Raw genomic sequence first — 25,003 nt, 5'->3', positions numbered from 1 at the left:
GGATGACGCAGCAGGCCCCCGCCGGATCCGGCGGGGGCCTGCTGCGTGCCAGGTCAGGCGGTCGTGCGGGTGCCCGTGCCCTTGGCGGCGTCCAGGGCGTAGACGCAGCGGTCCTTGCTGCACGCGTACACCACGCCCGCCTCCGCCACCGGGGCGCCGGTGATCTCGCCGCCCGTCGCCAGCTTCCAGCGGAGCTGGCCGCCCGCCGCGTCCAGGGTGTACAGGCAGTGGTCGGCGGAGCCGAAGTGGACGCGGCCGTCCGCGACCACCGGCGGGCCGGTGATCTCGCCGCCCGCCGCGAACCGCCACTTCGGGGTGCCGGTCACCGCGTCCAGCGTGTACAGGGCGCTGCCCGCGCCCAGGTGGACGCTGCCGTTCGCGACGAGCACCGGGTCCGACGCGGGGCGCGGCTCGGTGGCGATGCGCCAGCGGTCGTTGCCGGTGGCCGCGTCCAGGGCGTAGACGGTGCCCAGGTAGTCCGCGAGGTAGACCCCGCCGCCCGTGACCGCCGGGCCGGGGGCGAAGGCGGGCGGGGCCAGGAAGACCGCCGGGGCCTCGAAGTGCCAGCGGACCCGGCCCGAGGCCCGGTCCACGGAGAGCACGCGGGTGCCCGCGGCGACGTACACGTTGCCGTCGGGGGCGGGCGTGACGCGGACCGGGACGTTGCCGCAGGAGGCCGCGTCACCGACCGGGTACGACCAGGCCTCCTGCCCGGAGCGGGCGTCCAGCGCGCGCAGCCGGGCGTCCTGCCAGACGTACACGGTGCCGTCGTGGAGGACGGGCGCCGCCTCCGGGGTCTCGAAGTCGGACTGGGCGCCGCTCAGCTCCCACAGCTTCTGCCCGTTGGACGCCTCCCAGCCCTGGACCCCGCCGCCGCGCGTGGCGGTGATGACCGTGCCCCGCTCGGCGCGCAGCGCGTACACCCAGGCGTCGGCGTTCAGCCGCCACCGCTCGGAGCCGTCCTTCGCGTCCAGGGCGAAGAGGGACGGCCCGTCGGAGGCGTGGATGCGGCCGTCGGCGACCGCCATCGACCAGGCCACGTCCCGCGTCTTGAACTGGCGCCGGCCGCTGCCGACGTCCAGCGCGTGCACCTCGAAGGAGGTGACGTAGAGGAGGTCCCCGGCGACGGTCGGGGTGCCCCACACCTCGTTGGACATGCGGAAGCGCCACGGCCGCCAGCGCCCGCTGTCCGGCGACGGCCCGAGAGCCGGCACCGACGGGGTCGCCGCCGGCGCCACCGCGGACGCCGGGGTACCGGCCGGCGGGCGCACCCAGCCGGTCGCCGAGTCCGCCGCGGAGTGCCCCGCCGGGGCGGAGGCCGTCGCGCGCGGCCCGGGCCCGATCGGCACCGGCGAACCGCCCAGCCGTACGGGCATGCCGGGCATCGACGACACCGGCACCGGCGCGGGCCCCCGCACCGGCGGCGGGGTCAGCGGCGGCCGGTCCGGGCGCGGCGGCACGGCCTGCCCGGTACGCGGGTCCACGAACGGGTCGGCGGTGCCGCGCGCCGGCCGGCGGTGCGTCGACGGCCCGGCGGGCGGCGCCGAGGACGCGACGGGGGCCGGGGTGGTCCCCGTACGGTTGCCCGCGCGCCGGGACTCGATCATCGCGACGGCCCGCTCCGGCAGCCACGCCGAGGCCGTCCCGCTGTCGTCGCCGCCGTCGAACAGGTGCGGGGCCAGCTGCGCCTGGAGGTCGGCGGGGGTCGGACGCTGCGTGGCGTCCATCTGCATGCAGGAGTCGATCAGCGGCCGCAGCTCGTCCGGCAGGCCCTCCAGGTTGGGGCCCTCGCGCAGCAGCATGAACACCGTCTCGACCGGGTTCGCCCCGTGGTACGGCGGGTGCCCGGTCGCGGCGAAGACGAGGGTCGAGCCGAGGGAGAACACGTCGCTGGCGCCCTTGACGCTGCGCGAGTCCTTCGCCTGCTCCGGCGACATGTACGCCGGGGTGCCGACGGCGACGTTCGTCATGGTCAGGCGGGTGTTGGACACGCCGCTCGCGATGCCGAAGTCGATCACGCGGGGGCCGTCCTCGACGACCAGCACGTTGGACGGCTTCAGGTCGCGGTGGACCAGCCCCGCGCCGTGGATGGACTGCAGCGCCTCGGCGATGCCGGCCGCGAGCCACCGCACGGCCTGCGCGGGCATGGGCCCGCACTCGTTGACGATCTCCTCCAGCGAGGGCGCCGGTACGTACGCCGTCGCCAGCCACGGCACCGCCGCGCGCGGGTCGGCGTCGACGACGGCCGCCGTGTAGAAGCCGGACACGGCGCGCGCCGCCTCCACCTCGCGGGTGAAGCGCACCCGGAACAGCTGGTCCTCGGCCAGTTCCGTGCGCACCGTCTTGATCGCGACCCGGCGTCCGGACGCCGAACGTGCGAGATAGACCAGCCCCATGCCGCCGGCGCCGAGCCGTCCCAGCACCTCGAAGGGGCCGATCCGTCTCGGGTCGTGCTGCGTCAGCTGCTCCACCACTCGCCTCCACTACCTCCCCGTACGGGCCCCTGCCGGACCCGCTTCCACCCGCGCGCGGCTGCCAAGGGCGCGCGCACCGGTACGACCCGATTCTGTCAGGCCCGCGCCTGGTCCGGCCCCGGCTAGGGGTGTGCGTTGGGACGCGGCTCGACTGCGGCTGTGACTGCGGCGACGACGAGGGCTCCTACCGCGGTTCCGACAGCAGCGCGAAGACCGCCCCCTGATTGTCCGCGACGACCGCGATCCGCCCGTACGGCGTGTCGAACGGATCGGCCGTGACGCGCCCGCCGAGCCGCTGCACGGTGGCGACGGCGCGGTCGCAGTCGGGGACGGCGAAGTAGACGAGGAAGTGCGCCGGCATGATCTCCGGGAAGGCGTCGGTGATCAGGCTGCGGCCGAGGACGGCCGTGTCGGGGCCGGGCGCGCTGCCGGGCGGGGACCAGACGCGGTACTCGACGCCGGTCTCGGAGTCGTCCTGGTCCTGGGGGACGTAGCCGAAGACGTTGGCGTAGAAGACGTCGACGGCGTCGCGGGCGCGCGTGTAGACCTCCGACCAGCAGTACGTGTCCGGCTCGTCCTGGGCCTCGAACCCGTGGTGGGTGCCGGGCTGCCACAGCCCGAAGACGGCCCCGCCGGGGTCGGCGGCCATCGCGGCGGTGCCGTACGGGCCGACGGGCTGCGGGTCCATCACCATCTGGCCGCCGGCGCCGCGGATGCGGGCCGCGCAGGCGTAGGCGTCGGAGGTGTACAGGTACACGCCCCAGACGGTGGGCATGCGGCCGTCGGGTTTGGGGGCGAGGGCGGCGACGTTGCGGCCCCGGCTGTAGGCCTGGGTGTAGCCGCCGTACTCGGCGCCGGCGGGATCGGAGAAGGTCCACCCGAAGAGCTCGCCGTAGAAGCGCTTGCCCGCCTCGACGTCCGGGAGGGAGGCGTCGACCCAGCAGGGCGAGCCTTCCGCGAATGCGGCTGCGGCCATGGGGCGGTTCCTTCCGTCGTGCGGGTGGTGCGGGTGGTGCGTGGTGCGTGGTGCGGGTGGTGCGGGTTGGGGTCGGGCGGGGCCGTTGGGTAGCTTGGGGGGCTTGTCCGGACAGCGGGCGTTTCATGCCCATGAACCATGGTCCGCCCGATAACTTGTCCACAGCCTGTTGATAAGACTATTCGGGGGATACGGCCTGGTACGTACCGGGTCTCCCCGGCCGCAAGGGCGGCCGGAATCCGCCGCCGGGCCCCGCCCGAAGGGCCTCCCGGGCAGGTCGACGGCCGCGTAACCCCATTTGCAGGCGGCCGAATAGCGCGCCGATCGCCCCTCGGTAAGCTGACGGCATGACAGGACAAGTACGCACCGTCGACGGGCGTGTCGCCGGCCGGCGCGGCCAGGCGACGCGGCAGAAGCTGCTCGACTGCCTCAGCGAGATGCTCAGCTCCTCGCCGTACCGCGACGTCAAGGTGATCGACGTCGCGCGCAAGGCCGGCACCTCCCCCGCGACCTTCTACCAGTACTTCCCGGACGTCGAGGGCGCCGTCCTGGAGATCGCCGAGGAAATGGCCACGGAGGGCGCACAGTTGACCGCGCTCGTCGAGGGCCGCAACTGGGTCGGCAAGGCCGGCTGGGCCGCCGCCGAGGAACTCGTCGAGGGCTTCCTGGAGTTCTGGCGCAGCAACGACGCGATCCTGCGGGTCGTCGACCTCGGTGCCGCCGAGGGCGACAAGCGCTTCTACAAGATCCGCATGAAGATCCTGAACTCCGTCACCAACTCCCTCACGGAGTCGATGAAGGAGCTCCAGGCCAAGGGCAAGGTCGACAAGGACCTCAGCCCGGCCGCGATGGCGGGCTCACTCGTCGCCATGCTGGCGGCGGTCGCCTCGCACCAGAAGGGCTTCCAGACCTGGGGCGTCAAGCAGGCCGAGCTCAAGCCCAACCTGGCCCTGCTCGTGCACCTGGGCATCACCGGCAAGAAGCCGACCAGGTGACGGCGGACCCCCTGGAGGGTCCGCGTTCCCCCGCACCCGCGATCAGCGCCGCTCCAGGCGGAACAGCCTGATCTCGCGCTCGATGCGCGCCTGGTACGTCGCGTACGGCGGCCAGAACCTCAGCACGGCCTGCCACGCCGCCGCCCGCTCGGCCCCCTCCAGCAGCCGGGCACGTACCGCGATGTCCTGCCCCTGCCAGCTCACGTCCGCGTCCGGGTGCTTGAGCAGGTTCCCGGTCCAGGCCGGGTGGCCGGGGCGGCCGAAGTTGGAGCCGATCAGCAGCCAGCTCACGCCTCCCTCCTCCGGCATGCACGCGAGCGGCGTGGTGCGCGGCTCACCCGTCTTCGCACCCCTGGCGGTGAGGATCACGCCCGGCAGCATCCGGGCGCTGAGCAGCACCTTTCCCCGGGTCAGGCGGTGCACGGCCTTGTCCATGGCGGGGATGAAGTGCGGGGCGACCTTGGCGAAGAGGAGGGTCGAGGAGACCTTCTGCATCAGCCTGACGCCGAGGGCGGTGAACGTGCCGGATGCGCCGGGTGAGCCGGGCGCGCCGGATGCGCCGGGGCCTTGGGAAGCGGTGGGAGCCATCAGACGGCCGCCCTCTCTGGGGTCGCGGACGGGTCGAAGAGGCCTGCGTGGTGCGCGGCGTGCGCGCGCAGGCGGTGGACGGGGCCGAAGAGCAGCTCGTCGGCGGCCGCCCGCTTGAAGTACAGGTGGGCGTCGTGCTCCCACGTGAAGCCGATGCCGCCGTGCAGCTGGATGGCCTCCCCGGCCGTGGTGCGCAGGGCCTCCAGCGCCTGGGCGAGGGCGAGGCCGCCCTGGTCCGGGTCCCAGGCGGCGTAGTAGGCGGCCGAGCGGGCCGCCTGGACCTGTACGTAGAGGTCGGCGAGGCGGTGCTTGACCGCCTGGAAGGAGCCGACGGCCCGGCCGAACTGCTCGCGCTGGCGCACGTACTCCACGGTGCGGGCCAGCGCCCGGTCGGCCGCGCCGACGGCCTCGGCGGCCAGGACGGCGGCCGCGCCGCGGCCGGTGGCGGCCAGGGCTGCCAGGACGGGGAGGGGGTGGGGGAGGGGAGCCTGGGGCTGGTCTTCCGCGCCCAGCAACTCGGCTTCCACATCCCGTAGTTGGATCCGGCCCTGCGGGCGGGTCTCGTCGAGGGTGGCCTGCCGGTCCCGTACGAGGCCGGGCGCGCCCTCCCGCACGAGGAACAGCAGGGTGCGGCTGCGGGCGAAGCCGCCGGTGTGCGCCGCGACGAGGAGCAGGCCCGCGCTGTGCCCGTCGAGCACCTGCGGCACCTCCCCGTACAGCCGCCACCCGTCGTCGGCGCGACGGGCCTGGACCCCGCCGGCCCGGCCCCCGCCCGCCCAGTCGCCGGGGGCGTTGTCGCCGGTCAGGGCGAGTGCGGCGGCCAGGGCGGGGCCGGGGACGGCGAGGGCGGCGGTCAGCTCCCCGGCGGCGAGCGGCGGGAGCAGGGCGGAGCGCTGCGCGGCGGTACCGAGGGCCGTGAGCAGCGGGGCGGCGAGTACGGCGGTGGCGAGGAGGGGCGAGGGCAGCAGCGCGCGCCCCGCCTCCTCGCAGGCCAGCGCGAGGTCCCCGGGGGCGCAGCCGACGCCGCCGTACTCCTCGGCGACGGCGATGCCCGGCAGGCCGAGCTGCCGGGAGAGCTGCTGCCACAGCTCGCGGTCGTGTCCCGCGGCGGTCCGGACGGCGGCTTTGACCTCGTCCGGCCCGCAGCGCTTGGCCAGGACCTCGCGCAGGGTACGGCGCATCTCGTCCTGCTCCGCGGTGAAGGCGGCATCCATCGTCGGGCTCCTCCCCGTATCTGACGGGGCGTCATGTTAGGGCGGCGGGGATGAGATGCACAGGGGGCGGAGGGCGCCCTTTGCGCGTGGCGGGCGTGGCGGGCGTGCCGGGCGGAGCCGGGTCGCGGTCTAGCATCTGACGCCACGTCAGATGTACGGTCGGGCCCATGCCTGGACCCATGCCTGGACCCGCGCCCGGCCCCGTGCCGGGACCCCTTTCCGCGCCCGTCTCCCCCGCCGCACCCCGCCGCCGCCGGGTCGCGGTGGTCGGCGTCGCCCTCTCGGACTGCGGCCGGGTCGACGGCCCGACCCCCTACGCCCTGCACGCCCAGGCCGCCCGCCGGGCACTCGCCGACTCCGGCCTCGACCGCTCCGTCATCGACGGCTTCGCCTCGGCGGGGCTCGGCGTACTCGCCCCGGTGGAGGTGGCCGAGTACCTCGGGCTGCGGCCCACCTGGGTCGACTCCACCTCCGTCGGCGGCTCCACGTGGGAGGTCATGGCCGCCCATGCCGCCGACGCCATCGCCGCCGGCCACGCCAACGCCGTCCTGCTGGTCTACGGCTCCACGGCCCGCGCCGACATCAAGGCCCGGCGGCGCACGTCGAACCTGTCGTTCGGGGCCCGGGGGCCGCTGCAGTTCGAAGTCCCGTACGGCCACACGCTGGTCGCGAAGTACGCGATGGCCGCGCGACGGCACATGCACGAGTACGGCACGACGCTCGAACAGCTCGCCTCGGTGGCCGTCCAGGCGCGGGCGAACGCGGCGGCCAACCCGGACGCGATGTTCCGGGACCCCATCACGGTGGAGGACGTGCTCGCCTCCGACCCCGTCGCCGACCCGTTCACCAAGCTCCACTGCTGCATCCGCTCGGACGGCGGCTGCGCCGTCCTGCTGGCCGCCGAGGACTACGTACCGGACACGGCGAAGTCCCCGGTGTGGGTGCTGGGCACGGGCACGTCGGTGTCCCACACCACCATGTCGGAGTGGGAGGACTTCACCGTCTCCCCCGCGGCCGCCTCGGGCCGCCAGGCCTTCGCCCGCGCGGGCCTCACCCCAGCGGACGTGGACCTCGCGGAGATCTACGACGCCTTCACGTACATGACCCTGGTGACGCTGGAGGACCTCGGCTTCTGCGCCAAGGGCGAAGGCGGCGCCTTCGTGGAGAAGGGCCGCCTGCTGCGGGAGGGCGAACTCCCGGTCAACACCGACGGCGGCGGCCTCTCCGCCTGCCACCCGGGCATGCGGGGCCTCTTCCTCCTGGTGGAAGCCGTCCGCCAACTCCGCGGCGAAGCCGGCCCGGGCCAGGTCAAGAAGCCGGGCGGCCACCTACCGGAGGTGGCCCTGGCCTCGGGCACGGGGGGCTGGTTCTGCTCCTCGGGCACGGTGCTGCTGGGGCGGGGGTAGGGGCGGGGTCCGCTGGGGCGGTCTCAGGGCGGGTTGGGGGCTTCCCGTCAGTCCCATCGTCCTTCCGTGTCGTGCCGGCCTGTCAAGGGCGCTCCTTCGTCGCGTCACTTCGTGATCGCCTTCGGCGACCCTTGACAGGCCGACCCGCCCCGGAAAGCCGAAAGACTGCCGGGAAACCCCCAAAGAAACGGCACGGTCCATCGTTGGAGGAGCGGGTCCGTCAGCGATGAGCGAGGGGCCGGGGGCCGGCCCGCCGGGCATCCGGGTCCGTCCGGCCCCGGGCCAGGGCCGGGGGCGCGGCTACCTGCACCAAAGGTTGATCGGATGCCCCTGGGAAGCCCCCAAGCGCAGCAGATCGCTACGCGCTTCTCACATCTCAGCGTCCGACGACCGTCCTGGGCTGATACCCGCACCAGAGGGCGAAGAGATCAACCTGGGAGTCCGACAGGCGCAGCAGATCGCTACGCGCTCCTCTGATCTCGGCGGCTGACCGCCGCCGGGGCTGCTCTAGCCGTCGATGTCGAGCGCTGTGCCGTACAGGCGGTTCACCTTCAGGCGGATGACCACGCGGTTCTCGGCCACCAGCTGCTCCAGGAAGGCGGCTTCGTCCACGGGGCGCGCGGCCGCCGGGATCATGCCGAGCAGTTCCCGCCCGACGGCGTCCCCGGCCGCCGTGGTGCGCTCGGACACCTCGGCGTCGCCTTCGGCCACCGCGAACGACCACACGTTGCCGCCCTGTACGTGAAGGGCCGCGCTGGGGTTGCGGCGCAGATGCCCGACCTTGACCCGGTCGGCCGTCGTCGAGAACCGTACGGTGCGGCTTTCGGGGTCCCAGCTGTAGAGCATGGTGGTCAGGTGGGGGTGGCCGCTCTGCTTGATGCTGGCGAGCGTCCCGAACTGCTGCCGGCCGAGGAGGTCGGAGAGTTCTTCGTCGGAGAGCGGGCGTGGCGCTGCGGGCTTGGTCATGACGTGATCAACTCCGTTGCTCGCGAGGCGATTCCCGTCCCATCAGGGAGTTCGGGGCCAGGGGCCCTCCACTGCGGGTCCGCAGTCGCTCGGGAGGTGTGCGACGACGAGAGCGGCGGCCTCCTGGGGGGTGGCCACATCCCCGAGGACCTCGCCGTAGCCGGCGGAATACACCCGGTACGTGTCTACTCCGCCGGCGATGAAGGGAAGGTCGTTGCTCCACGGGTAGTGGGTGTTCCGGTGGAAGCTCAGGCAGCCGTGGCTCGGGAAGGGGAACAGCTGTCGCAGGCGCGGCTCTGCGTACGCGGCTTCTATCACCTCGGGATCCCCGCGACGGGCTTCGGGGTGGCGCTCCACCAGCATGCGCCATGTTCTCTCGACCACCGTTTCCGTCATGGTCAGCCCTTCGGGTTCCAGTCCTTGGCGAGGAGACCGAGGATGACCTCGTCCAGGAACTCGCCCAGGACCCAGGCCGAGGAGCGCAGTACGCCCTCGCGGACGAAGCCGTTGCTCTCCGCCGCGCGCAGCATCGCCACGTTGTCGGCCAGCGTTTCGATCTGCATGCGGTGGAAGCCGCGCACGACGAAGCCGTAGTGGCAGAGGGCGGCGACGACGTCCTTGCCGTAGCCCTTGCCGCGTGCGGCCGGCAGCAGTCCCAGTCCGATGTGTGCGCACCGGTTGTGGGTGTCGATGCCCCAGAACGTCGCGGTGCCGACGAGCGAGCCGCCCTCCAGTTCCACCACGGAGAACTGGACGCTGGTCTCCTTCGTGTCGTCGACGACGAGCCGGGGGTCCTTCGAGCCGGGGGTGATCGGCTTCCACGGACCGGCTTCGGAGCGCGAGCCGTTGACGACGTCGTCGTACAGCTCGGTCCGCAGGATCGGGATGTCGTCCTCGTGCCGGGCCCGGAGCCCGACCTTGCCGCCTGTAAGCATGCGAGCTTCCTATCGGCCCCGGCTGACCGGCGGCAAACGAATAAGCGATGCTGGACGCATGCAGTGGAAGATCCACGGAGAGCGTCCGATCTACGAGAACCAGTGGCTCGACCTCTGGTTCGCGGACGTGGAGACTCCTGACGGGAACCGTTTCGAGCACCACGTGGTCAAGTTGAAGCACCTGGCCGTGGCGGCCGTGGTCAACGAGCGGCGCGAGGTGCTGATGATGTGGCGGCACCGCTTCATCACCGACACGTGGGCGTGGGAACTCCCGATGGGCCTCATCGAGGCGGACGAGACGCCGGCCGAGGCCGCCGCCCGCGAGGTCCTCGAAGAGACGGGCTGGCAGCCGGGGCCGGTCAGGCCGCTCGTCTACGCCGAGCCGGCGGCCGGCATCACCGACTCCCAGCACCACCTGTTCCGCGCGGACGGCGCCACCTATGTGGGACCGCCGACCGAGAAGAACGAGTCCGACCGCATCGAGTGGATCCCCCTGACGGAGATCCGGGGCATGATCGACCGCCGCGAGATCGTCAGCAGCGGCTGCCTGGTCCCCCTCCTCTACGTCCTGATGGACGAGGGAATCCGCTGACCGTCCTGATCAACCTCTGGTGCGGGTATCAGCCCCAGGCGGTCGTCGGACGCTGAGCCGGGAGGAGCGCGTAGCGATCTGCTGCGCCTGTCGGTTCCCTGGGCTGCTCTGTTCGCCCTCTGGTGCGGGTATCGGCCCAAGACGGCCGCCGGACGCTGAGATGTGAGGAGCGCGTAGCGATCTGTCGCGCTTGGGGGGCCGGCGGGGGCTCTGATCGACCTCTCGTGCGGGTAGCCGCGCCCCCGGCCCTGGCCCGGGGCTGGACGGGCCCGGATGCCCGGCGGGCCGGCCCCCGGCCCCTCGCCTCATCGCTGAGACGCCCGCTCCTCCAACGATGGACCGTGCCGTTTCTTTGGGGGTTTCCCGGCAGTCTTTCGGCTTTCCGGTTCGGGCCGGTCGGTCAAGGGTCGCCGTAGGCGATCGCGTAGCGACGCGACGAAGGAGCGCCCTTGAGGGACCGGCCCGAACCGGAAGGACGATGGGACTGACGGGAAGCCCCCAACCCGCTCTGAGACCGCCCAGGGGGCTACCGCTCCCCCCGCCCCCGCCCCGTGCGTGATCGACTGCCCCTACATAATCCTTGGCCATGGGTAAGACTTACGAACGCATCGACGGGCGCCTGCGCGCCTTCATAGAGCAGCAGCCCGTCTTCTTCACCGCCACCGCCCCGCTCTCCGGCGACGGCACGGTCAACCTCTCCCCCAAGGGCCTCAAGGGGTCCTTCGCCGTGCTCGACGAACAGCGCGTCGCCTACCTCGACTTCGCCGGCAGCACCGCCGAGACCGTTGCGCACCTGCGGGAGAACGGCCGGATCACGGTGATGTGGTGTGCCTTCCAGGGGCCGCCCAACATCGTGCGGGTGCACGGGCGCGGTGAGCCCGTCTTCCGGGACGATCCGCGCTTCAGGGAGCTGCTGTCCCACTTCCCCGACATCGATCCCGCCCAGCACGGGCTGCGCGCGATCATCGTCGTGACGGCCGAGCTCGTCCGTGACTCCTGCGGGTACGGGGTGCCGTTCATGTCGTACGACGAGGACCGCGACCTGCACGGTCGCCGTTTCGCGCGCGAGGACGACGCCTCGCTGAGCGCGTACTTCGCGAAGAAGGAGCACATCGCGCAGAGCATCGACGGTCTGCCGGGGCTGCCGCTCCCCCTCCCGCCCGGTGATTTCTGAGCTCTGAGCACTGAGCTCTGAGTTCTGAGTTCTGAGTTCTGAGCACTCGCCTCCGGCCGCCCCCACGCGCCCCAGGCGTGCCGGGCGCCCCCCTTCGGGGCGCTCGCGCCGCCCGGGTTCGCGCTCGGCGCGCCCCCGCGCGCGACCGGCGCGCCTGTTGCGCGCCGGGGGGAAGGGTGTCTTGTTATGGCTCCTGCGGTCGCCCCGCGTGCATCATTGACGCGGGTAGTTCTTCGTCTGAGTTTTCGTCTGCGACCGAAATCCATCTGCTTCAACCCACATTCTGGCTGCGGAGGTTCGCGATGGCGGTACGGACACGCGTCCACCTCGTGCTGGTGCACGGTCTGTTCTCCTCCGCCAAGGTGTGGACGGCCTTCCACACCCTCCTCACCACCGACCCCGAGCTGGCCGACTGGGTCAGCGTCCACCTCTTCGAGTACGACTCCCCGCTCGTGCGCCTACGGCCCGACCGGCGGGTCGCGGAGACCGACGACGTCGCCGACCAGCTCGGCACCTTCCTGGAGACCGAGCTCGCCGACGCCGAGCGGATCGTGCTCGTCACCCACAGCCAGGGCGGGCTGGTCGTGCAGCGGTTCCTCGCGCGGAAGCTGTGGGTCGGGGAGGGGCGGGAGCTGTCACGGATCAAGCACTTCACGATGTTCGCCTGCCCCAACACCGGGTCCGGGTTCTTCCTCACCGTCCGCAGCTGGCTCAAGATCTGGAACAACCCCCAGGAGAAGCAGCTGCGCCCCTTCGACCGGGCCGTGACGGAAGCGCAGCGCACCGTCCTCAGCGCCGTCGTGCACGGGCGGGCGTACGGGGACCAGGAGTGTCCGATACCGGTGCGCGCGTACGGGGGTTCCGCCGACGAGATCGTGCCGCCCGTCGTCGCGCGCGGGGTGTTCCCCAAGGGCGGGGTGGTCACCGCCGACCACTTCTCCATCGTGCAGCCGGCCGACCGCTCCGCCGCCCCCTACCGGGCGGTCCGCACCGCGCTGCGGGAGGCGGCGCACGCGCCGCAGGACGGGGAGGGGCTCGGTGCGCCGCGGTCGCCCGCCGAGGCGGCCGGGCGGCCCTCGCTGCCGCCGCCCGCCGCCGGGGAGCTGGACCTGGCGCCGTTCCCGCCGCCGCCGTACGGGCCGCTGGAGGAGGGCAAGCTGAAGGGGCAGGAGCGGCTGAGCCTGGTCGCCTCGCTGCTGTCGGAGCAGGCCGGCCAGCAGGTCCACGTACTGTCCGGGCTGGGCGGGTCGGGCAAGAGCCGGCTGGCGCTGGAGGTCGCCGACCGGGCGCAGCGGGCCGGGCGGCGGGTGTGGTGGGTGTCGATGCCGGAGCTGAGCCTGCGGATGCGGATGATCGCCCGGGACCTGGGGGCCCCGTCGATCACGGTGGAGCGGGCGTGGCTGCTGGGGACGGCCATGGACCTGGTGTGGACGCTGCTGAACGCGTGTCCGGATCCGTGGGTGCTGATCTTCGACAACGCCGACGACCCGGAGCGGCTGGGCCCCCGGGAGGGCCAGGTCGCGGACGGCACCGGCTGGCTGCGCCGCCCGCAGAACGCGAACGGGACGGTTCTGGTCACCAGCCGGGTGCGCCGCCAGCAGACGTGGGGCGAGAGCAGCGCCGTGCACCACGTGGTGCCGCTCGGCGAGGACGACGGGGCGTCGATGCTGCTGGAGCGGACGGACAACCGGGGCGGTACGAACGAGCAGGCGCGCCGGCTGTCGCGGCAGCTGGGCGGGCTGCCGCTGGCGCTGCGCCACGCGGCGGACGTGATCAAGGCGGTCAGCGAGAGCCGGATCTCCCTGGACAGTGACATCCGGGACTTCGAGACCTTCGGCCGGGCGGTCGCGGCGCGGGTCGAGGCCGCGCCGGGTCAAACGGGTCCGGACCTGAGCGAGCTGCTGGGCCGGGAGATCGTGGAGAAGGTCTGCGGGATCGCGATGGACCTGCTGAGCAGCCAGGAGCGGGCGCAGGCGGCGAGCCTGCTGAAGGTGTTCGCCTGCCTGAGCATCGCGCCGGTCCCGTACCGGTGTCTGCTCGGTGATGCGCCGCTGTCGCAGTCGCCGCTGTTCCCGGGGATCACGCCGGCGCGCACGCACGCGGCGCTCGCGGGCCTGGAGGAGTTCGGGCTGGTGGACTTCTACGAGCGCGAGGGCGTCGCCGAGCGCGACCTGGCCCACGTGCTGACCCTGCACCCGGTGGTGCACGGGGTGCTGCGCGAGGACCGGGAGGTGCGGGACCGGCCCGCGGACTACTACGGGCTGGCGGTGCGGATGGTGCTCCGGGCGACCCGGCACCGCAACCCGGACCACCCGGCGAACTGGCCGCTGTGGGCGGCGCTGGCCCCGCACGCGCTGGAGGTGTCCCGGGCGTGCCTGCTGGGGGAGCTGAAGCTGTCGGACCGTACGGTGCTGACGGAGGCGCTGGAGCTGGCCCGGCTGACGGCCCGCTACCTGATAGCGACGGGGCTGCTGGGGCCGGCGTACGACCTGGTGCTGCCGATGGTGGAGCGCTGCGACTCGTTCGGCTTCGACGTCGACGACAGGGAGATCCTGGGGCTGCGGCACGAGCAGGGCCGCATCCACCTGGACCGGGAGCAGCTGTCGCAGGCGGAGCAGGTGCTGTCGCGGGTGGTGCTGGCGCGGACCCGGATCCTGGGGGAGAACGACGCGGACACGCTGGCCAGCCGGCACAAGCTGGCGCGCGCGATCAACGAGCAGGAGGGGCGGGAGGCGGAGGCCGAGGAGATGCTCCGCTCGATCGTGGAGGCGGAGAACGAGGTGCGCGGCCGGGAGCACTACGACACGCTGGTGGTGCGCCACACGCTGGCCCGGACGATGCGTGCGCTGGGCCGGCACGCGGAGGCGGAGGCGGAGGCGTGGCAGATCCTGGACATCAGCCGGCGCAATCACTGGCCGCCGTCGACGCCGGAGATCCTGCGGGTGCGGGAGACGCTGACGCACGCGCTGCTGGACCAGGGGCGGGCGACGGAGGCGGAGCAGGTGATCCGGGAGGCGCTGCGGGACGCGGCGCAGCCGCCGGATTCCAACATGGTGATGCGCTTCCGCTACACGTTCGTGCTGGTGCTGCTGGGGATCGTGGGGCGTACCCCCGAAGCGGTGAACGAGCTGAAGGCTCTGGTGCGCGACCTCACTCGGGTGGTGGCTCCGGAGCATCCGCTGTTGGTGCAGGCCAGGGCTCTTCTGCAGAAACTTCTGCGGGAGATGCCGGGGTGAAATCCCCTTCTTTTCATACCAGTTGGGTGGAACTCCAACGGCCGGTGCGGGCTTGCGCGTAGCCTGACGTTGCCTCACCCTGTGTGACGCGTCCCACACCGAAATGCGCGGAGGTCCGCCGATGACTGCTGTCCCCACCGATACGAACGACGACCATTCCCTCAGATGGGGTGCTCCGGGGAGTGACCTGGAGCAGATGCAGGCGGAGGTCGGCCGGCGGATCGCGATGGAAGCGCTGGAGGCCGGACGGCAGGCACTGGAGCTCGACGCGAAGACGGCGTTCCGCGCGACCAGCGGGACGCATCCCGGATAGGCGCCATTGGTTTCTGTTGTCTTTCCGACGCCGGGGGGCGATCGAATGACGTCAGGGCAATCCTCAGGGCGAACCACTCAGAGTGCGTTACCGGCCCCACCGCACGATCCCTTCTTCCGCGCCGTGACCGCGCCGGCGTTCACCCACGAGCTGCTCGCCGGGCTGGCCGCCGGGCGGTACGCGGCGGTCCGGGTCCCCTCCTTCCTGCCGCGCGAGCGGTGTGACGAGGTGCTCGGCGCGCTGCGGGAGCAGGTGTTCGACTCGTACGGGAAGGCCCGCGTCGATCCGCCGGTGATGCGGTTCGGGGTGGGCGTCAGCGACCACATGGCCGACGGCGGGGTCGCGGACACGTACTGGAAGGCGCTGCAGGGGCACCACGAGTCCTGGCAGGGCCTGGGGCTGTCGTTCGATCCGTTCCACACCTGCCGGGAGGCGCTGGCCGTGGCCTGGCCGGGCGGGGTGGCGGTGGGCCGCAGGGGCGGCGTGGAGATGGGCGACGGGGTGGCCCGGGAGCCGAACCAGGGGTTCCAGGTCCATTTCGACGACGCGCTGCGCGAGTACGACGGTGACCTGCTCGACGAGCCGCTGATCGGGCAGTTCGCGTTCAACCTGTACCTGAGCGTGCCGCCCGAGGGCGGTGAGACGGTGCTGTGGAGGCACCGCTGGCGGCCCGAGGACGAGGCGCACCGGCTGTCGGCCCGGTACGGGTTCGACGAGGCGGTGGTGGCGGGTGCCGAGTCGATCGAGCTGGCTCCGGAGGTCGGCGAGGCGCTGCTGATCGATCCGCGGTACTTCCACGCGGTCCGGCCCAGTCACGGGGACCGCCGGATCGCGCTGGGGTTCGCGGTGGGGCTCGGTACGTCCGGGCGGCTGCTCACCTGGGCGTGACGGCCGGACGGTGTGCGGCGGGCCCGCCCGGAATCGTCAATTCCCGTACCTGATACGGATTTTGACCGTCCGGTGGCGGGCCCGCTACGTTCGGGCGATGGACCTCTTGCGTTACGTCGCTTTCAGCACCGACCCGCTGGGCGGGAACCCGGCGGGTGTGGTGCTGGACGCCACCGGCATCGACGAGGCGACGATGGCCGCGGTCGCGGCGGACGTCGGCTACTCGGAAACGGCCTTCGCCGTGCCCCGCCAGGACGGGGCACTGGACATCCGGTACTTCAGCCCGCAGAACGAGGTGCCCTTCTGCGGGCACGCCACCATCGCGACCGCCGTGGCGTACGCGCAGCGGCACGGTGTCGGGGACCTGCTGCTGCACACGAAGGCGGGTCAGGTGCCGGTGACGACCTCGGCCGGCCCGGACGGCGGTGTCGTCGCGACGCTGGTGAGCGTGGAGCCGCGTACGGAGCCCATCGCGGACGCCGATCTGGCGGAGCTGCTGGCGGCGCTGCGCTGGTCGGCGGGCGACCTGGATCCGGCGCTGCCGCCGCGGGCCGCGTACGCGGGGGCCTGGCATCCGGTGATCGCGGCGGCGAGCCGGGAGCGGCTCGCGGACCTGGACTACGACATGCCGGCGCTGAGCGGGCTGATGGCGCGCCGCGGCTGGACCACGATCACCCTGGTCCAGCGGGAGTCGGCGGACGTCTTCCACGCCCGCAACCCGTTCCCGCCCGGCGGGGTGGTCGAGGACCCGGCGACCGGTGCGGCCGCGGCGGCGTTCGGCGGGTACCTGCGGAGCCTGGGGCTGGTCGAGCTGCCGGCCGTACTGACCGTCCACCAGGGCGTCGACATGGGCCGCCCGAGCCTGATCACGGTGGGCGTCCCGGCGGACCCGTCGGCCGGCATCGAGGTGACGGGCACGGCGGTCCCGATCGGCTGACCCTGGCCCTGGCCGGGCGGTGACCGGATACGGGCGGGCCCGCACCCGTCGCCCTGACGGCCGGGCGGGCCCGGTACCGGCGGCCCGCACCCGGGCCGGCGGGCTGGGAACGGGGACCGGAGGTCAGGGATGGGGGGTGACCTCCAGGACGAGCTCGATCTCCACCGGGGCGTCCAGGGGGAGGATGTCCATCCCGACGGCGCTGCGTGCGTGGCGGCCGGCTTCGCCGAAGACCTCCACCAGGAGTTCGCTCGCCCCGTCGACCACCCCCGCCTGGCGGGTGAAGCCGGGCGCGGAGGAGACGTAGCCGACGACCTTCACGACCCGCACCACGGACTCCAGCGGGGCCACCGAGTCGGCGGCGGCCAGGGCCGCCAGCGCGCACTGGCGGCTCAGTTCCCTGGCCCGTTCCGGGGAGACCTCGGCGCCGACCTTGCCGGTCAGGGTCAGCTCCCCGCCCGTCAGCGGGATCTGACCCGCGACGAAGACGTGGATGCCGCTGCGGACGGCGGGGACGTAGGCCCCCTTGGGGGCGCTCACCTCCGGCAGCCGTAATCCGAGCTCGGCTAGCCTTTCGCGGACGTCGACGCTCATGGCACCCCCTGGTGACCTCGACCTGACTCGCACCATCGTCCCACCGCACGGGGCCTCTTGGGGCGGGCTCCGCCCTTGTGGCCCCGGCCCGGCCGGCGATCTGCTACCAGTCCAGCCGGTCCAGCGGGCGGCCGTCGGGGGCGATGCGCAGGTCGTGGTGGCCGTGGTCGAGGTCGATGATGCGGATGTGGTCCGGGTCGGGCCAGTACGCCTCCAGTACGCCCTTGGTGAAGTCGAACTCCGGGTCGGGCCGGTACTCGGCGACGGGCCACCGGCGGGCCGTCGGGAAGGTCCCGGTGTCGACGTGGATCCGCCAGACCGGGTCGGTCAGCGCCGAGGTCTGCTCCACGACCAGCCGCCGGGCCGAGCCGTCCGGTGCGGGGACGTCCCACTCCCGCAACGGCATCGGATCGGTGACCACCCCGTACGCGGGGACGGCGAGCACCCCGAGGACCACCGCCCCGGCCAGCCCGGCCCCGGCCGCCCTGCGCACGTCCGGGCGGCGCGAACGCAGCAGGGCGGCCCCCGCGAGCGCGAGGACCGCCAGGCCGGTCAGGAGGACGGGGTGGTTCAGGCCGGCCGCCAGGGCCGGGCCGCCGGGGTGTTCGTACAGCGGGGCGGCGACCGCGGTGGCGGCGGCGGCCCCGGCGAGGGCGACCAGCCCCCACGCGGCGGCTCTGGGCGTGTCCATGACCCCGCACCCTAGACCCAGGGTGCTCACGCCGGCTGGTTGGCCCAGCTCCAGCCCCGCAGGCCGGGGGCGGCGAGGGCGCCGGCGAAGGCGGCGTGCGCCGCCGACTCGGTGGTGCCGGGCGGCGGGGTCAGCCGCAGGGACACCGTCCCGCCGGGGAACTCGGGCGCGTAGCCCCAGTCCGCCGGCAGTAACGAGATCAGCCGCACGGCGGCCAGCTCCGGCGCGCCGCCCTCGGGGCCGCGGCCGTCCGGGGCGACGACGAAGTGGTACGTGGTGCTGCGCATCGGGGTCTCCTGACGGGTCATCGGGGGCCCGGCGCGAGGAACGGCAGACCGGGGCCAGCATCACCCAGCGCGGCCTCGACCGCGAGGAGCACACCGGCCGAACCCGTCGCGAGGTCGGCGGACAGGCGCAGGGTGTGGTCGCCGAAGAAGGCCAGGTGGCCGTCGCAGCGCACCGCGTGCCAGCCGAGGGCGTCCAGGTGCCGCTCGACCGCCCGGCCGGTGGCTGCGGAGCCGTCGTGCAGGTGGCGCAGGGCGAGCAGGGCGCCGGCCCGGCCGTGGAAGAGCCCGGCGTTGAGCATGAAGGACGGGCCGGCCTGCTCGCGCAGCACGTCCCGGGCCCGGGCGAACTCCGGGTCGGGCAGCAGCCGCGCCGCCTCGTGGAGCACCATGGCGAGGCCGGCGCCGCCGAAGGCGAGGAACGGCACCTGCCAGGCGGCGTCCTCGGAGCCCGCCGGGTCGCCGTCCGCGGACCAGCCCGCCTCCGCGAGGTCGTGGCGCAGCAACTCGCCCGCCACATGGAGGTACTTGGGGCCGCCGGTGGCTTCGTACAGCCGGAGCATCAGCAGCGCCCCGCCCGACGCGCCGCGCAGCAGCCCGGGCCGGGGGCGCCCGCCCCCCCCGCCGGGGCCCTGGTCGGCGATGAGCGCGGCGATCCGGGCGGCCTCGTCGGTGTCGCCGAAGTGGAGGTGGGTCAGGCCGATGCCGGCGAGGCCCCCGAAGAGGCTGTGGTCGGCGTCCTCCAGCGGGGCCCGGCGGACCCGGTCCAGGACGGCGGCGGCCTCGTCGGCGCGGCCGAGCCGGTCCAGGGCGTAGGCGACGCCGCTCAGGCCGTCGTAGAGGCCGGGGCCCATGTCCGCGGCGCGGGCGGTGGCGTCCGTCAGCCAGGACACGTGCTCGTCGGCGGGGGCGTGCCCCAGCTCGGCGAGCGCCCACAGCACGCCGGCCGCGCCGTAGGCGAGGGTGGCTCCGCCGCCGGGTACCGAGAACTGCTCGACGTCGCCGGGGAAGAGCCGGTCCTCGCGCTGCGGGGTGGCGCTGGCCAGCAGGTCGGCAGCGAGGACGGTGCGCAGTGCGGGCCAGCTGCCGGCGGTGGGGGCGGTCCACAGGGGTGCGGGGGCGGGGTCGGGGCGATGCCCGGGGTGCGGATCGGGGCCGAGGTCGGCGAGGACCTGCCCGGCGAAGCCGTCGGGGACCGGGAAGTGCTCGGTGACCAGGCCGATCAGCTGGTCGACCTTGGCGCGGGACCAGGTGGCCATGACCGTCAGCGGCAGGAAGACGCCGATCCGGATGCAGCCGAGGGCGTACCGGTCGGCGGTGGTGCCGGTGTAGCCGGCGGGGGCGCGGAAGCCGGGGGCGCCGATGACCTGCGCGGAGTCGTCCTCGACGGGGGTGGCGGTCTCCAGGTCGATGAAGGAGATCGTGTCGTCGGGCCGGATCAGGATGTTGTTGGGGTGCAGGTCGCCAAAGACGACGCCCTTGGCGTGCATGGCCTCGATGCCCCGCTCGACCTGGTCGACGATCTTCAGGGCCCAGTCGGCGTAGGCGGCGTACGCGCCTTCGGTGCGGTCGTCGTTGACGAGCGGGTTGCGGCTGAGGAGCTCGCGGGCGAGGGGCTTGCCGTCGACGTATTCGCGGGCCAGGAACCAGTGTTCGTTGCCCTTGCGGTAGTCGGTGATCGGCGGGATGCAGTCGAGTCCGGCGAGCTTGTCCAGTGCCCAGTGCTCGCGCTGGAGGCGGGCCACGGCGTCGGCGCCCTCCTCGTCGAGGCCGGCCAGCGGGCGGGCCTCCTTCAGCAGGACGGTGCCGCCGTCGCGGGTGTCGGTGGCCTGGTAGACGCCGCCGCCGTTGGAGAAGTGCAGGGCCTTGGTGGCGCGGAACGGGAAGTCCTTGAGGGTTGCCGCGTTGCGGGCGGCGAGGGCCTCGCCGAGGAAGGCGGGCAGTTCGACCCAGGACGGGGGCCGGAAGGAGGGACCGCGCACGTCGGGGACCAGGCGGCCTTCGGGGTCCTCGATGCAGTGGACGAGCTCGCCGGTCTCGGAGCGGCCGAGCCGGGAGACGAAGCCGCCGTAGCGGACGTACAGCGGGCCGGAACGCCAGCGCAGGTCGCTGAGGATGGTGGGGCCGGCTTCCCCGTCGAGGAGGTCGCCGAGTGCGCGCAGGATCCGCTCCAGCTGGGTCTCGTCGCCGGGGTAGATCGTGAAGAACTTGCCGCTGCCGCCGCGGTCGCCGTACTTGCTGTTGCGCATCTTGAGGATGCCGGCGCTGCGGATGAACTTGAAGGTGACCTTTTCGGCGACGCAGAAGTCCCAGACCAGTTCGAGGACGCGGTCGGCGTTCTCCAGGGTGGCCGACACGTGGATCTTCCAGCCCTGGCCGGGGAGGACCGTGTCGGGCGGGGTCATCAGCAGCCAGTGCGTGTTGTCGTTGCGCGTCCAGCCCTCGGGGAGGGGGCCGGTCACCGCCGGGAAGACGCTGGCGTCGGCGGCGGCGGTGGCCGGTACGTCGTAGAACGGATTGCCGGGCTGGCAGTAGTTCATGTAGCGGAGGTCCATGGTGCACTCCGTTCGTGACAGGAGGGACAGGAAGGGAAGAGGAGAGGAGCGGAGGGGGGCGTTACCGGCGCCAGAGCGGGGCGACGTACTTCACGTACAGCCACTCCCCCAGCGGGAGTTCGCCGAGGTCGACCTGCGCGGCTCCGACGCGGTCGGCGGGGGCCTCGCCGACGGTCAGCGGGAGGCTGACGACGGGCAGGCGCACCGGGGTGGCGTCCACCGGGAAGAAGGCCGACATGGGCGCGGTGGACTCGGTGCGGGTCGTCGCGGCGACGCTCGCGGTGCCGGTCTGCTCGCGGGTCATCAGTCCGGCCCGGTAGAAGCGGACGGCGGAGTCCGGGCGGACGGCGGACAGGTCCGCGGTGTCCGGCAGGACCAGCTCGACGCGGCCGCCGTCGTGGGCGACGTATCCGGCGGCGACGGTGTACGGCGCCTTGACGAGGACCAGCGCGGCCCCGGCGGCCCCGGTGAGGAGCACGGCCGCGGCGATGACCCGCCACAGCGGGGCGCCGGCGGTGCGGCCCTCGGCGGCGAGCTTGGTGAAGCCGAGGCCGAGACGGTAGACGAGGTAGCAGATGGCCATCAGGACGGTGCTGGTGCCGACGGCGCCGAGCCGCTGGAGCAGGTCGGACCACAGGGTCAGGGCCCCGGCGATGACGTAGAGGGGGAAGGCCATGCAGGCCAGTCCGAAGGCCACCGCCCAGCGGCGGCCGGCCAGTTCGCGTTCGTAGCCGCGGCCGCCGAAGAGGATCCGGGCGAGGAAGCGGCGGGCGTCGGTCATGGCCCGGTCGCGCAGGTGCGGGACGTCGAGGTGGCTCATCAGGGCGATGTAGCCGTCGAGCTTCACGAAGGGCAGCAGGTTGACGATGCCGCTGAAGTAGGTGGCGACGGCGAAGACGAAAACGGCGTCGCGCAGGTCCGAGGGGCCCAGGAACAGGGCGCTCAGGGCGGCGGCCCCGGCGATCACGGTCTGCGTGGCGATGCCGGCGAGGGCGACGCGGACGCGCTGCTCCTTGCGGGAGAGCCGCCAGCCGTCGGAGACGTCGCAGAAGAACGCGGGCGACATGTAGAAGAGCATGAAGCCCATCCGGCTGGGCCGGCCGCCGTAGTACGTGAGGACCGCGCCGTGGCCGACCTCGTGGACGGCGGTGGTGGCGAGGACTCCGATCGTCACGCCGAAGTAGGCGTAGAAGGGGAGCGGCCTGCCGAGCGCGGCGTCGACCTCGGGGGCCAGCAGGGCCAGGGCGAGGAGCCCGCCGAGGACGAACAGGGCGGCGACGGCGGCCGAGGTGCGTCCTGCGAGGAGGCGGATCACGGGGGCGAGGCGGGCGAGGAGCCGCTCGGGGTGCAGCACCGTGAACTGGAGGGTCATCGGCGGCACGAAGCGGAACCAGGTGCTTCGGCGTTCGGCGGGCTTGCCGTCGTCGAGGACCTTGGAGTCGGCGAGCTTGTGCACGGCGGTGCCGACGTGCTGCGCGGTCCACGGCGGGCCGAGGACCTCGGCGAGGCCGTCGTGGTCGAGGGTGCCGTCCATGGCCCGGACCAGGCGCGCCATGTCGGGCTGGAGGCGGAAGTGCTGGTGGTTGCCGCGCTGGAGGACCCAGGGGGCGCCGCTCTCGATGGGCTCGTGGATCTCCACGTTGGCGGCGATGCGGGGGCGTTCCAGGAGCGCGGGGTCCCAGTCGTCCGCGGCGGAGGCGGCCGGCTTGGTGGCCGCCTTCCGGATGAGCGTCTTGGTGGACATGTCTGGATCACCCTTGGATGACGTCGCGGGAGAGCAGCAGCTGGCGGGCGGCGGTCCCGGCGGCGGCGAGCCAGCCGGCGAGGACCAGGAGCGCGAGCGGTACGGACAGCAGCTCGGGCTTGCCGTCGAGGTAGACGGAGCTCATCGCGATGGTGGGCAGGTAGGCGGCGACGTCCGGGACGATCTCCTGGAGGCCCGGCTCGACGAGGAGGGTGAGCGCGATGACGGTGACGACGGTGGCGAGCTGGTTGCGGACGATCCAGCCGAGGAGCGCGCCCCAGGGGGCGGCGATCACGTTGACGGTGATCACGCCGAGGACGATGCGGGTGGTGTGGCCGGTCCAGTCGCCGTCGTAGCCGAAGTGGCCGGGGAGGGTGAACGCGCACAGCACGGCGAGGCCGGCGGCGAGGACTCCGTTGAGGAGTCCGGCGGCGGTGGCGACGAGGGCCTTGGCGGACAGCAGGCGGAGCCGGCCGCCGCTGAGGAGGACCGAGCGGGCGATGGCGCCGGTGTTGTACTCGCGGGTGACGAGGATGGCGCCGAACACGGCGGACATCAGGAAGGTCATCATCCACGCCTGGGCCATGTCGTCGGTGACGGCGGCGGCGGTGGTCTTGCCGAGGGCGATGGCCTCGTCGCCGGTGGAGGCGTACCCGAAGCAGGTGAGGAGGGACATGAAGATCCCTGCGGTGGCGAGGATCAGCCAGGTGCGGCCGGTCCAGGCCTTCATCCACTCGCCGGCGAGGACGTTACGCATGGGTCAGCCTTTCGGTGCGCGCGGCGGTCTCGGCGTCCCCGTCCACCAGCGAGAAGAAGCGGTCTTCGAGGCGCTGGGCGCCGTCGGAGGTGAGTTCGGCGAGGGAGCCGGCGAAGCGCAGGGTGCGCTGGATGACGACGATGTCGTCGACGGTCTGCTCGACCTCGGCGAGGAGGTGGCTGGAGACCAGGACGGTGCGGCCTTCGGCGGCCAGGGCGCGCAGGGTGTCGCGCAGCCAGCGGATGCCGTCCGGGTCGAGGCCGTTGGCGGGCTCGTCCAGGATGAGGAGTTCGGGGTCGGCGAGCAGGGCGGTGGCGAGGGCCAGGCGCTGCTTCATGCCGGTGGAGTAGCCCTTGGCGGGGCGGTCGGCGGCGTCGGTGAGGCCGACGCGGTCGAGGACCTCGTCGACGCGGGTGCGGGACACGCCGAGGGTGCGGGCCCAGATCCGCAGGTCGCGGCGGCCGGAGGCGCCGGGGGTGGGGCCGATGCCGTCCATGCAGACGCCGACGCGGCGGGCGGCGTCGGGGAGTTCGGTGTAGGGGCGGCCGAAGACGGTGGCGGTGCCGGAGGTGGGGCGGACCAGGCCGAGGAGCATGCGCAGGGAGGTGGACTTGCCGGCGCCGTTGCGGCCGAGCAGTCCGGTCACCCGGCCAGGGCGGACCTCGAAGGTCACGTCCTGCACGGCGGTGAACGGGCCGAACTCCTTGGTGAGGCCCGAGGCGCGGACGACGCCGGCGGCGCTCATCGCTTGCCCGCGGCGACGTTGGCGCCGACCTTGGCGGCGCAGGCGACGAGACCGACGCCGATGACGCTCATGACGGCGACGAGCGCGGGTCCGGTCAGCTGCGCGTTGGCGACGGCCAGTGCCAGCGCGAGCAGCGCGGCGGTCGTCCCCAGCTGTCCGTTCGTCCCCTTGCGGGGGTTCTCCTTCGGCATGTTGGCTCCCTCTTCCTTCTGCTCGGTGCGTGTGGTGCGTGTGGTGCGTGTGGTGCGTGTGGTGGGGTGCAGGGGGCCCGCGGCGGTGGCGTGTGCCACCGCCACGGGACCAAGTCACCCTGGGGGACCGGGAGTCCGGTCCGCTGTGATCTCGGCAGCCGCCAGGGCTACCGGGGGGATCAGGTGGCGAGCGTGGCGCTCGCGATGGCGGCACCGCTGATGACGACGCCCTGCTTGAAACCGGACCAGAAGCCCGGGGCCTCCATGGCCTCCAGCTCCTGCATGCCGAGCTCCAGGTTCTCGGGGGCCAGGTCCTGCTTCACGATGTCCTGCATGGTGTTCTCCTGTATCCGTGTGGGTTGTTGCGTTGGCGGGAAGGCGTACCGCCGTGTGCGGTACGGGCTTCTCAGGTGGCGATGAGGGCCGCGGAGGCGACGTAGCTGCCGTAGCCGGCGGCGGAGGTGACGACCACACCGGCGCTGACGCCGATACCGGTCCACCAGCCCGGGGCCTCCATGGCCTCCAGCTCCTGCATGCCCAGTTCGAGGGCGGGGAAGGTGTCGATCGTGTTGTCCTGCATGGGACGTTCTCCTGTTCCGTGTGGGGTGTTCAGTGGGTGGTGCGGGGTGTACCGCCGTGTGCGGTACGGGTTTCTCAGGTGGCGATGAGGGCCGCGGAGGCGACGTAGCTGCCGTAGCCGGCGGCGGAGGTGACGACCACACCGGCGCTGACGCCGATACCGGTCCAC

Annotated in this window: 25 protein-coding genes; 8 read left to right on the top strand and 17 right to left on the bottom strand. The window is 73.1% G+C overall.

Going from position 1 to position 25,003, the window contains the following annotated elements; genetic code table 11:
• Positions 1–53: 53 nt before the first annotated feature.
• On the bottom strand, positions 54–2,474 hold the full coding sequence (afsK, locus tag AC07A6_RS31360; protein ID WP_478779390.1) for a protein serine/threonine kinase AfsK: 2,421 nt from the start codon (positions 2,472–2,474) through the stop codon (positions 54–56).
• Positions 2,475–2,658: 184 nt separating this feature from the next.
• Positions 2,659–3,450 (bottom strand): VOC family protein, encoded by a 792-nt coding sequence (locus tag AC07A6_RS31355; RefSeq protein WP_362472535.1) that lies wholly within the window; start codon positions 3,448–3,450, stop codon positions 2,659–2,661.
• A gap of 347 nt (positions 3,451–3,797) precedes the next feature.
• Here AC07A6_RS31355 and AC07A6_RS31350 point away from each other — a divergent pair, with 347 nt between their 5' ends.
• The gene (locus AC07A6_RS31350) at positions 3,798–4,445 is read left to right on the top strand and encodes a TetR family transcriptional regulator (RefSeq protein WP_362472532.1); all 648 of its coding nucleotides are present in this window, start codon (positions 3,798–3,800) and stop codon (positions 4,443–4,445) included.
• Between the two features lie 42 nt (positions 4,446–4,487).
• On the opposite strand, the gene AC07A6_RS31345 is transcribed toward AC07A6_RS31350, so the two are convergent.
• Positions 4,488–4,940: a nitroreductase family deazaflavin-dependent oxidoreductase gene (locus tag AC07A6_RS31345; protein WP_362472581.1), complete on the bottom strand. Its 453-nt coding sequence runs from the start codon at positions 4,938–4,940 to the stop codon at positions 4,488–4,490.
• A 92-nt stretch (positions 4,941–5,032) separates the two neighbouring features.
• Entirely contained in the window at positions 5,033–6,247 is a 1,215-nt protein-coding gene (locus tag AC07A6_RS31340) for an acyl-CoA dehydrogenase family protein (RefSeq protein ID WP_478779389.1), read from the bottom strand.
• A gap of 179 nt (positions 6,248–6,426) precedes the next feature.
• Between AC07A6_RS31340 and AC07A6_RS31335 the strand changes: the two genes are divergently transcribed.
• Positions 6,427–7,653, top strand: coding sequence for a thiolase C-terminal domain-containing protein (locus tag AC07A6_RS31335; RefSeq protein ID WP_478779402.1), 1,227 nt, complete (start codon positions 6,427–6,429; stop codon positions 7,651–7,653).
• A gap of 507 nt (positions 7,654–8,160) precedes the next feature.
• Here the strand turns inward: AC07A6_RS31335 and AC07A6_RS31330 are convergent.
• Genes AC07A6_RS31330 through AC07A6_RS31320 form a run of 3 tightly spaced genes read right to left on the bottom strand, consistent with a single transcriptional unit; the run spans position 8,161 to position 9,554 of the window.
• The gene (locus AC07A6_RS31330) at positions 8,161–8,619 is read right to left on the bottom strand and encodes a pyridoxamine 5'-phosphate oxidase family protein (RefSeq protein WP_478779388.1); all 459 of its coding nucleotides are present in this window, start codon (positions 8,617–8,619) and stop codon (positions 8,161–8,163) included.
• A gap of 42 nt (positions 8,620–8,661) precedes the next feature.
• On the bottom strand, positions 8,662–9,015 hold the full coding sequence (locus AC07A6_RS31325; protein WP_386272757.1) for a DUF6193 family natural product biosynthesis protein: 354 nt from the start codon (positions 9,013–9,015) through the stop codon (positions 8,662–8,664).
• A 2-nt stretch (positions 9,016–9,017) separates the two neighbouring features.
• The gene (locus AC07A6_RS31320; protein ID WP_478779387.1) at positions 9,018–9,554 is read right to left on the bottom strand and encodes a GNAT family N-acetyltransferase; all 537 of its coding nucleotides are present in this window, start codon (positions 9,552–9,554) and stop codon (positions 9,018–9,020) included.
• 58 nt (positions 9,555–9,612) lie between these two features.
• Between AC07A6_RS31320 and AC07A6_RS31315 the strand changes: the two genes are divergently transcribed.
• The 6 genes from AC07A6_RS31315 to AC07A6_RS31290 all read left to right on the top strand — a co-directional run bounded on the left by AC07A6_RS31315 (position 9,613) and on the right by AC07A6_RS31290 (position 16,694).
• On the top strand, positions 9,613–10,146 hold the full coding sequence (locus AC07A6_RS31315) for an NUDIX hydrolase (protein WP_478779386.1): 534 nt from the start codon (positions 9,613–9,615) through the stop codon (positions 10,144–10,146).
• Positions 10,147–10,732: 586 nt separating this feature from the next.
• Entirely contained in the window at positions 10,733–11,320 is a 588-nt protein-coding gene (locus tag AC07A6_RS31310) for a pyridoxamine 5'-phosphate oxidase family protein (RefSeq protein ID WP_478779385.1), read from the top strand.
• Between the two features lie 302 nt (positions 11,321–11,622).
• Positions 11,623–14,556 (top strand): alpha/beta hydrolase, encoded by a 2,934-nt coding sequence (locus tag AC07A6_RS31305; RefSeq protein WP_478779384.1) that lies wholly within the window; start codon positions 11,623–11,625, stop codon positions 14,554–14,556.
• A gap of 121 nt (positions 14,557–14,677) precedes the next feature.
• Complete coding sequence (locus AC07A6_RS31300) at positions 14,678–14,869, top strand: hypothetical protein (RefSeq protein ID WP_362468837.1); 192 nt, start codon at positions 14,678–14,680, stop codon at positions 14,867–14,869.
• Between the two features lie 123 nt (positions 14,870–14,992).
• Positions 14,993–15,757 carry a 2OG-Fe(II)-dependent halogenase WelO5 family protein gene (locus AC07A6_RS31295; RefSeq protein ID WP_478779383.1) on the top strand — a complete coding sequence of 255 codons (765 nt, stop codon included), beginning with the start codon at positions 14,993–14,995 and terminating at the stop codon, positions 15,755–15,757.
• Between the two features lie 97 nt (positions 15,758–15,854).
• A complete protein-coding gene (locus AC07A6_RS31290) occupies positions 15,855–16,694 on the top strand; it encodes a PhzF family phenazine biosynthesis protein (RefSeq protein ID WP_478779382.1) in 840 nt (279 codons plus the stop codon).
• 123 nt (positions 16,695–16,817) lie between these two features.
• Here the strand turns inward: AC07A6_RS31290 and AC07A6_RS31285 are convergent, their stop codons facing one another.
• From AC07A6_RS31285 to AC07A6_RS31240, 10 genes are all read right to left on the bottom strand, one after another.
• Positions 16,818–17,288 (bottom strand): RidA family protein, encoded by a 471-nt coding sequence (locus AC07A6_RS31285; protein ID WP_478779381.1) that lies wholly within the window; start codon positions 17,286–17,288, stop codon positions 16,818–16,820.
• A 103-nt stretch (positions 17,289–17,391) separates the two neighbouring features.
• Positions 17,392–17,979 carry a hypothetical protein gene (locus AC07A6_RS31280; protein ID WP_478779380.1) on the bottom strand — a complete coding sequence of 196 codons (588 nt, stop codon included), beginning with the start codon at positions 17,977–17,979 and terminating at the stop codon, positions 17,392–17,394.
• A 26-nt stretch (positions 17,980–18,005) separates the two neighbouring features.
• Positions 18,006–18,266, bottom strand: coding sequence for a hypothetical protein (locus AC07A6_RS31275; RefSeq protein ID WP_362468848.1), 261 nt, complete (start codon positions 18,264–18,266; stop codon positions 18,006–18,008).
• A 17-nt stretch (positions 18,267–18,283) separates the two neighbouring features.
• The gene (lanKC, locus tag AC07A6_RS31270) at positions 18,284–20,818 is read right to left on the bottom strand and encodes a class III lanthionine synthetase LanKC (RefSeq protein ID WP_478779379.1); all 2,535 of its coding nucleotides are present in this window, start codon (positions 20,816–20,818) and stop codon (positions 18,284–18,286) included.
• Between the two features lie 61 nt (positions 20,819–20,879).
• Positions 20,880–22,562 (bottom strand): daptide biosynthesis intramembrane metalloprotease, encoded by a 1,683-nt coding sequence (gene mpaP, locus AC07A6_RS31265; RefSeq protein ID WP_478779378.1) that lies wholly within the window; start codon positions 22,560–22,562, stop codon positions 20,880–20,882.
• 7 nt (positions 22,563–22,569) lie between these two features.
• A complete protein-coding gene (locus AC07A6_RS31260) occupies positions 22,570–23,319 on the bottom strand; it encodes an ABC transporter permease (RefSeq protein ID WP_478779377.1) in 750 nt (249 codons plus the stop codon).
• Positions 23,312–24,064 (bottom strand): ABC transporter ATP-binding protein, encoded by a 753-nt coding sequence (locus tag AC07A6_RS31255; RefSeq protein WP_478779376.1) that lies wholly within the window; start codon positions 24,062–24,064, stop codon positions 23,312–23,314. Before AC07A6_RS31255 ends, AC07A6_RS31260 begins: the two co-directional genes overlap by 8 nt.
• A complete protein-coding gene (locus AC07A6_RS31250; RefSeq protein ID WP_362468857.1) occupies positions 24,061–24,255 on the bottom strand; it encodes a hypothetical protein in 195 nt (64 codons plus the stop codon). The genes AC07A6_RS31255 and AC07A6_RS31250 overlap by 4 nt, the downstream gene beginning before the upstream one ends.
• Positions 24,256–24,434: 179 nt before the next feature.
• Positions 24,435–24,590, bottom strand: coding sequence for a daptide-type RiPP (locus AC07A6_RS31245; RefSeq protein ID WP_362468859.1), 156 nt, complete (start codon positions 24,588–24,590; stop codon positions 24,435–24,437).
• Between the two features lie 71 nt (positions 24,591–24,661).
• Positions 24,662–24,835 (bottom strand): daptide-type RiPP, encoded by a 174-nt coding sequence (locus AC07A6_RS31240; protein ID WP_362468861.1) that lies wholly within the window; start codon positions 24,833–24,835, stop codon positions 24,662–24,664.
• Positions 24,836–25,003 lie beyond the last annotated feature (168 nt).

The organism is Streptomyces sp. NPDC044002 (assembly GCF_056434525.1).
The sequence above is the reverse complement of the archived record's forward strand: the minus strand, read 5'-3'. Positions and strand labels throughout refer to the sequence as shown.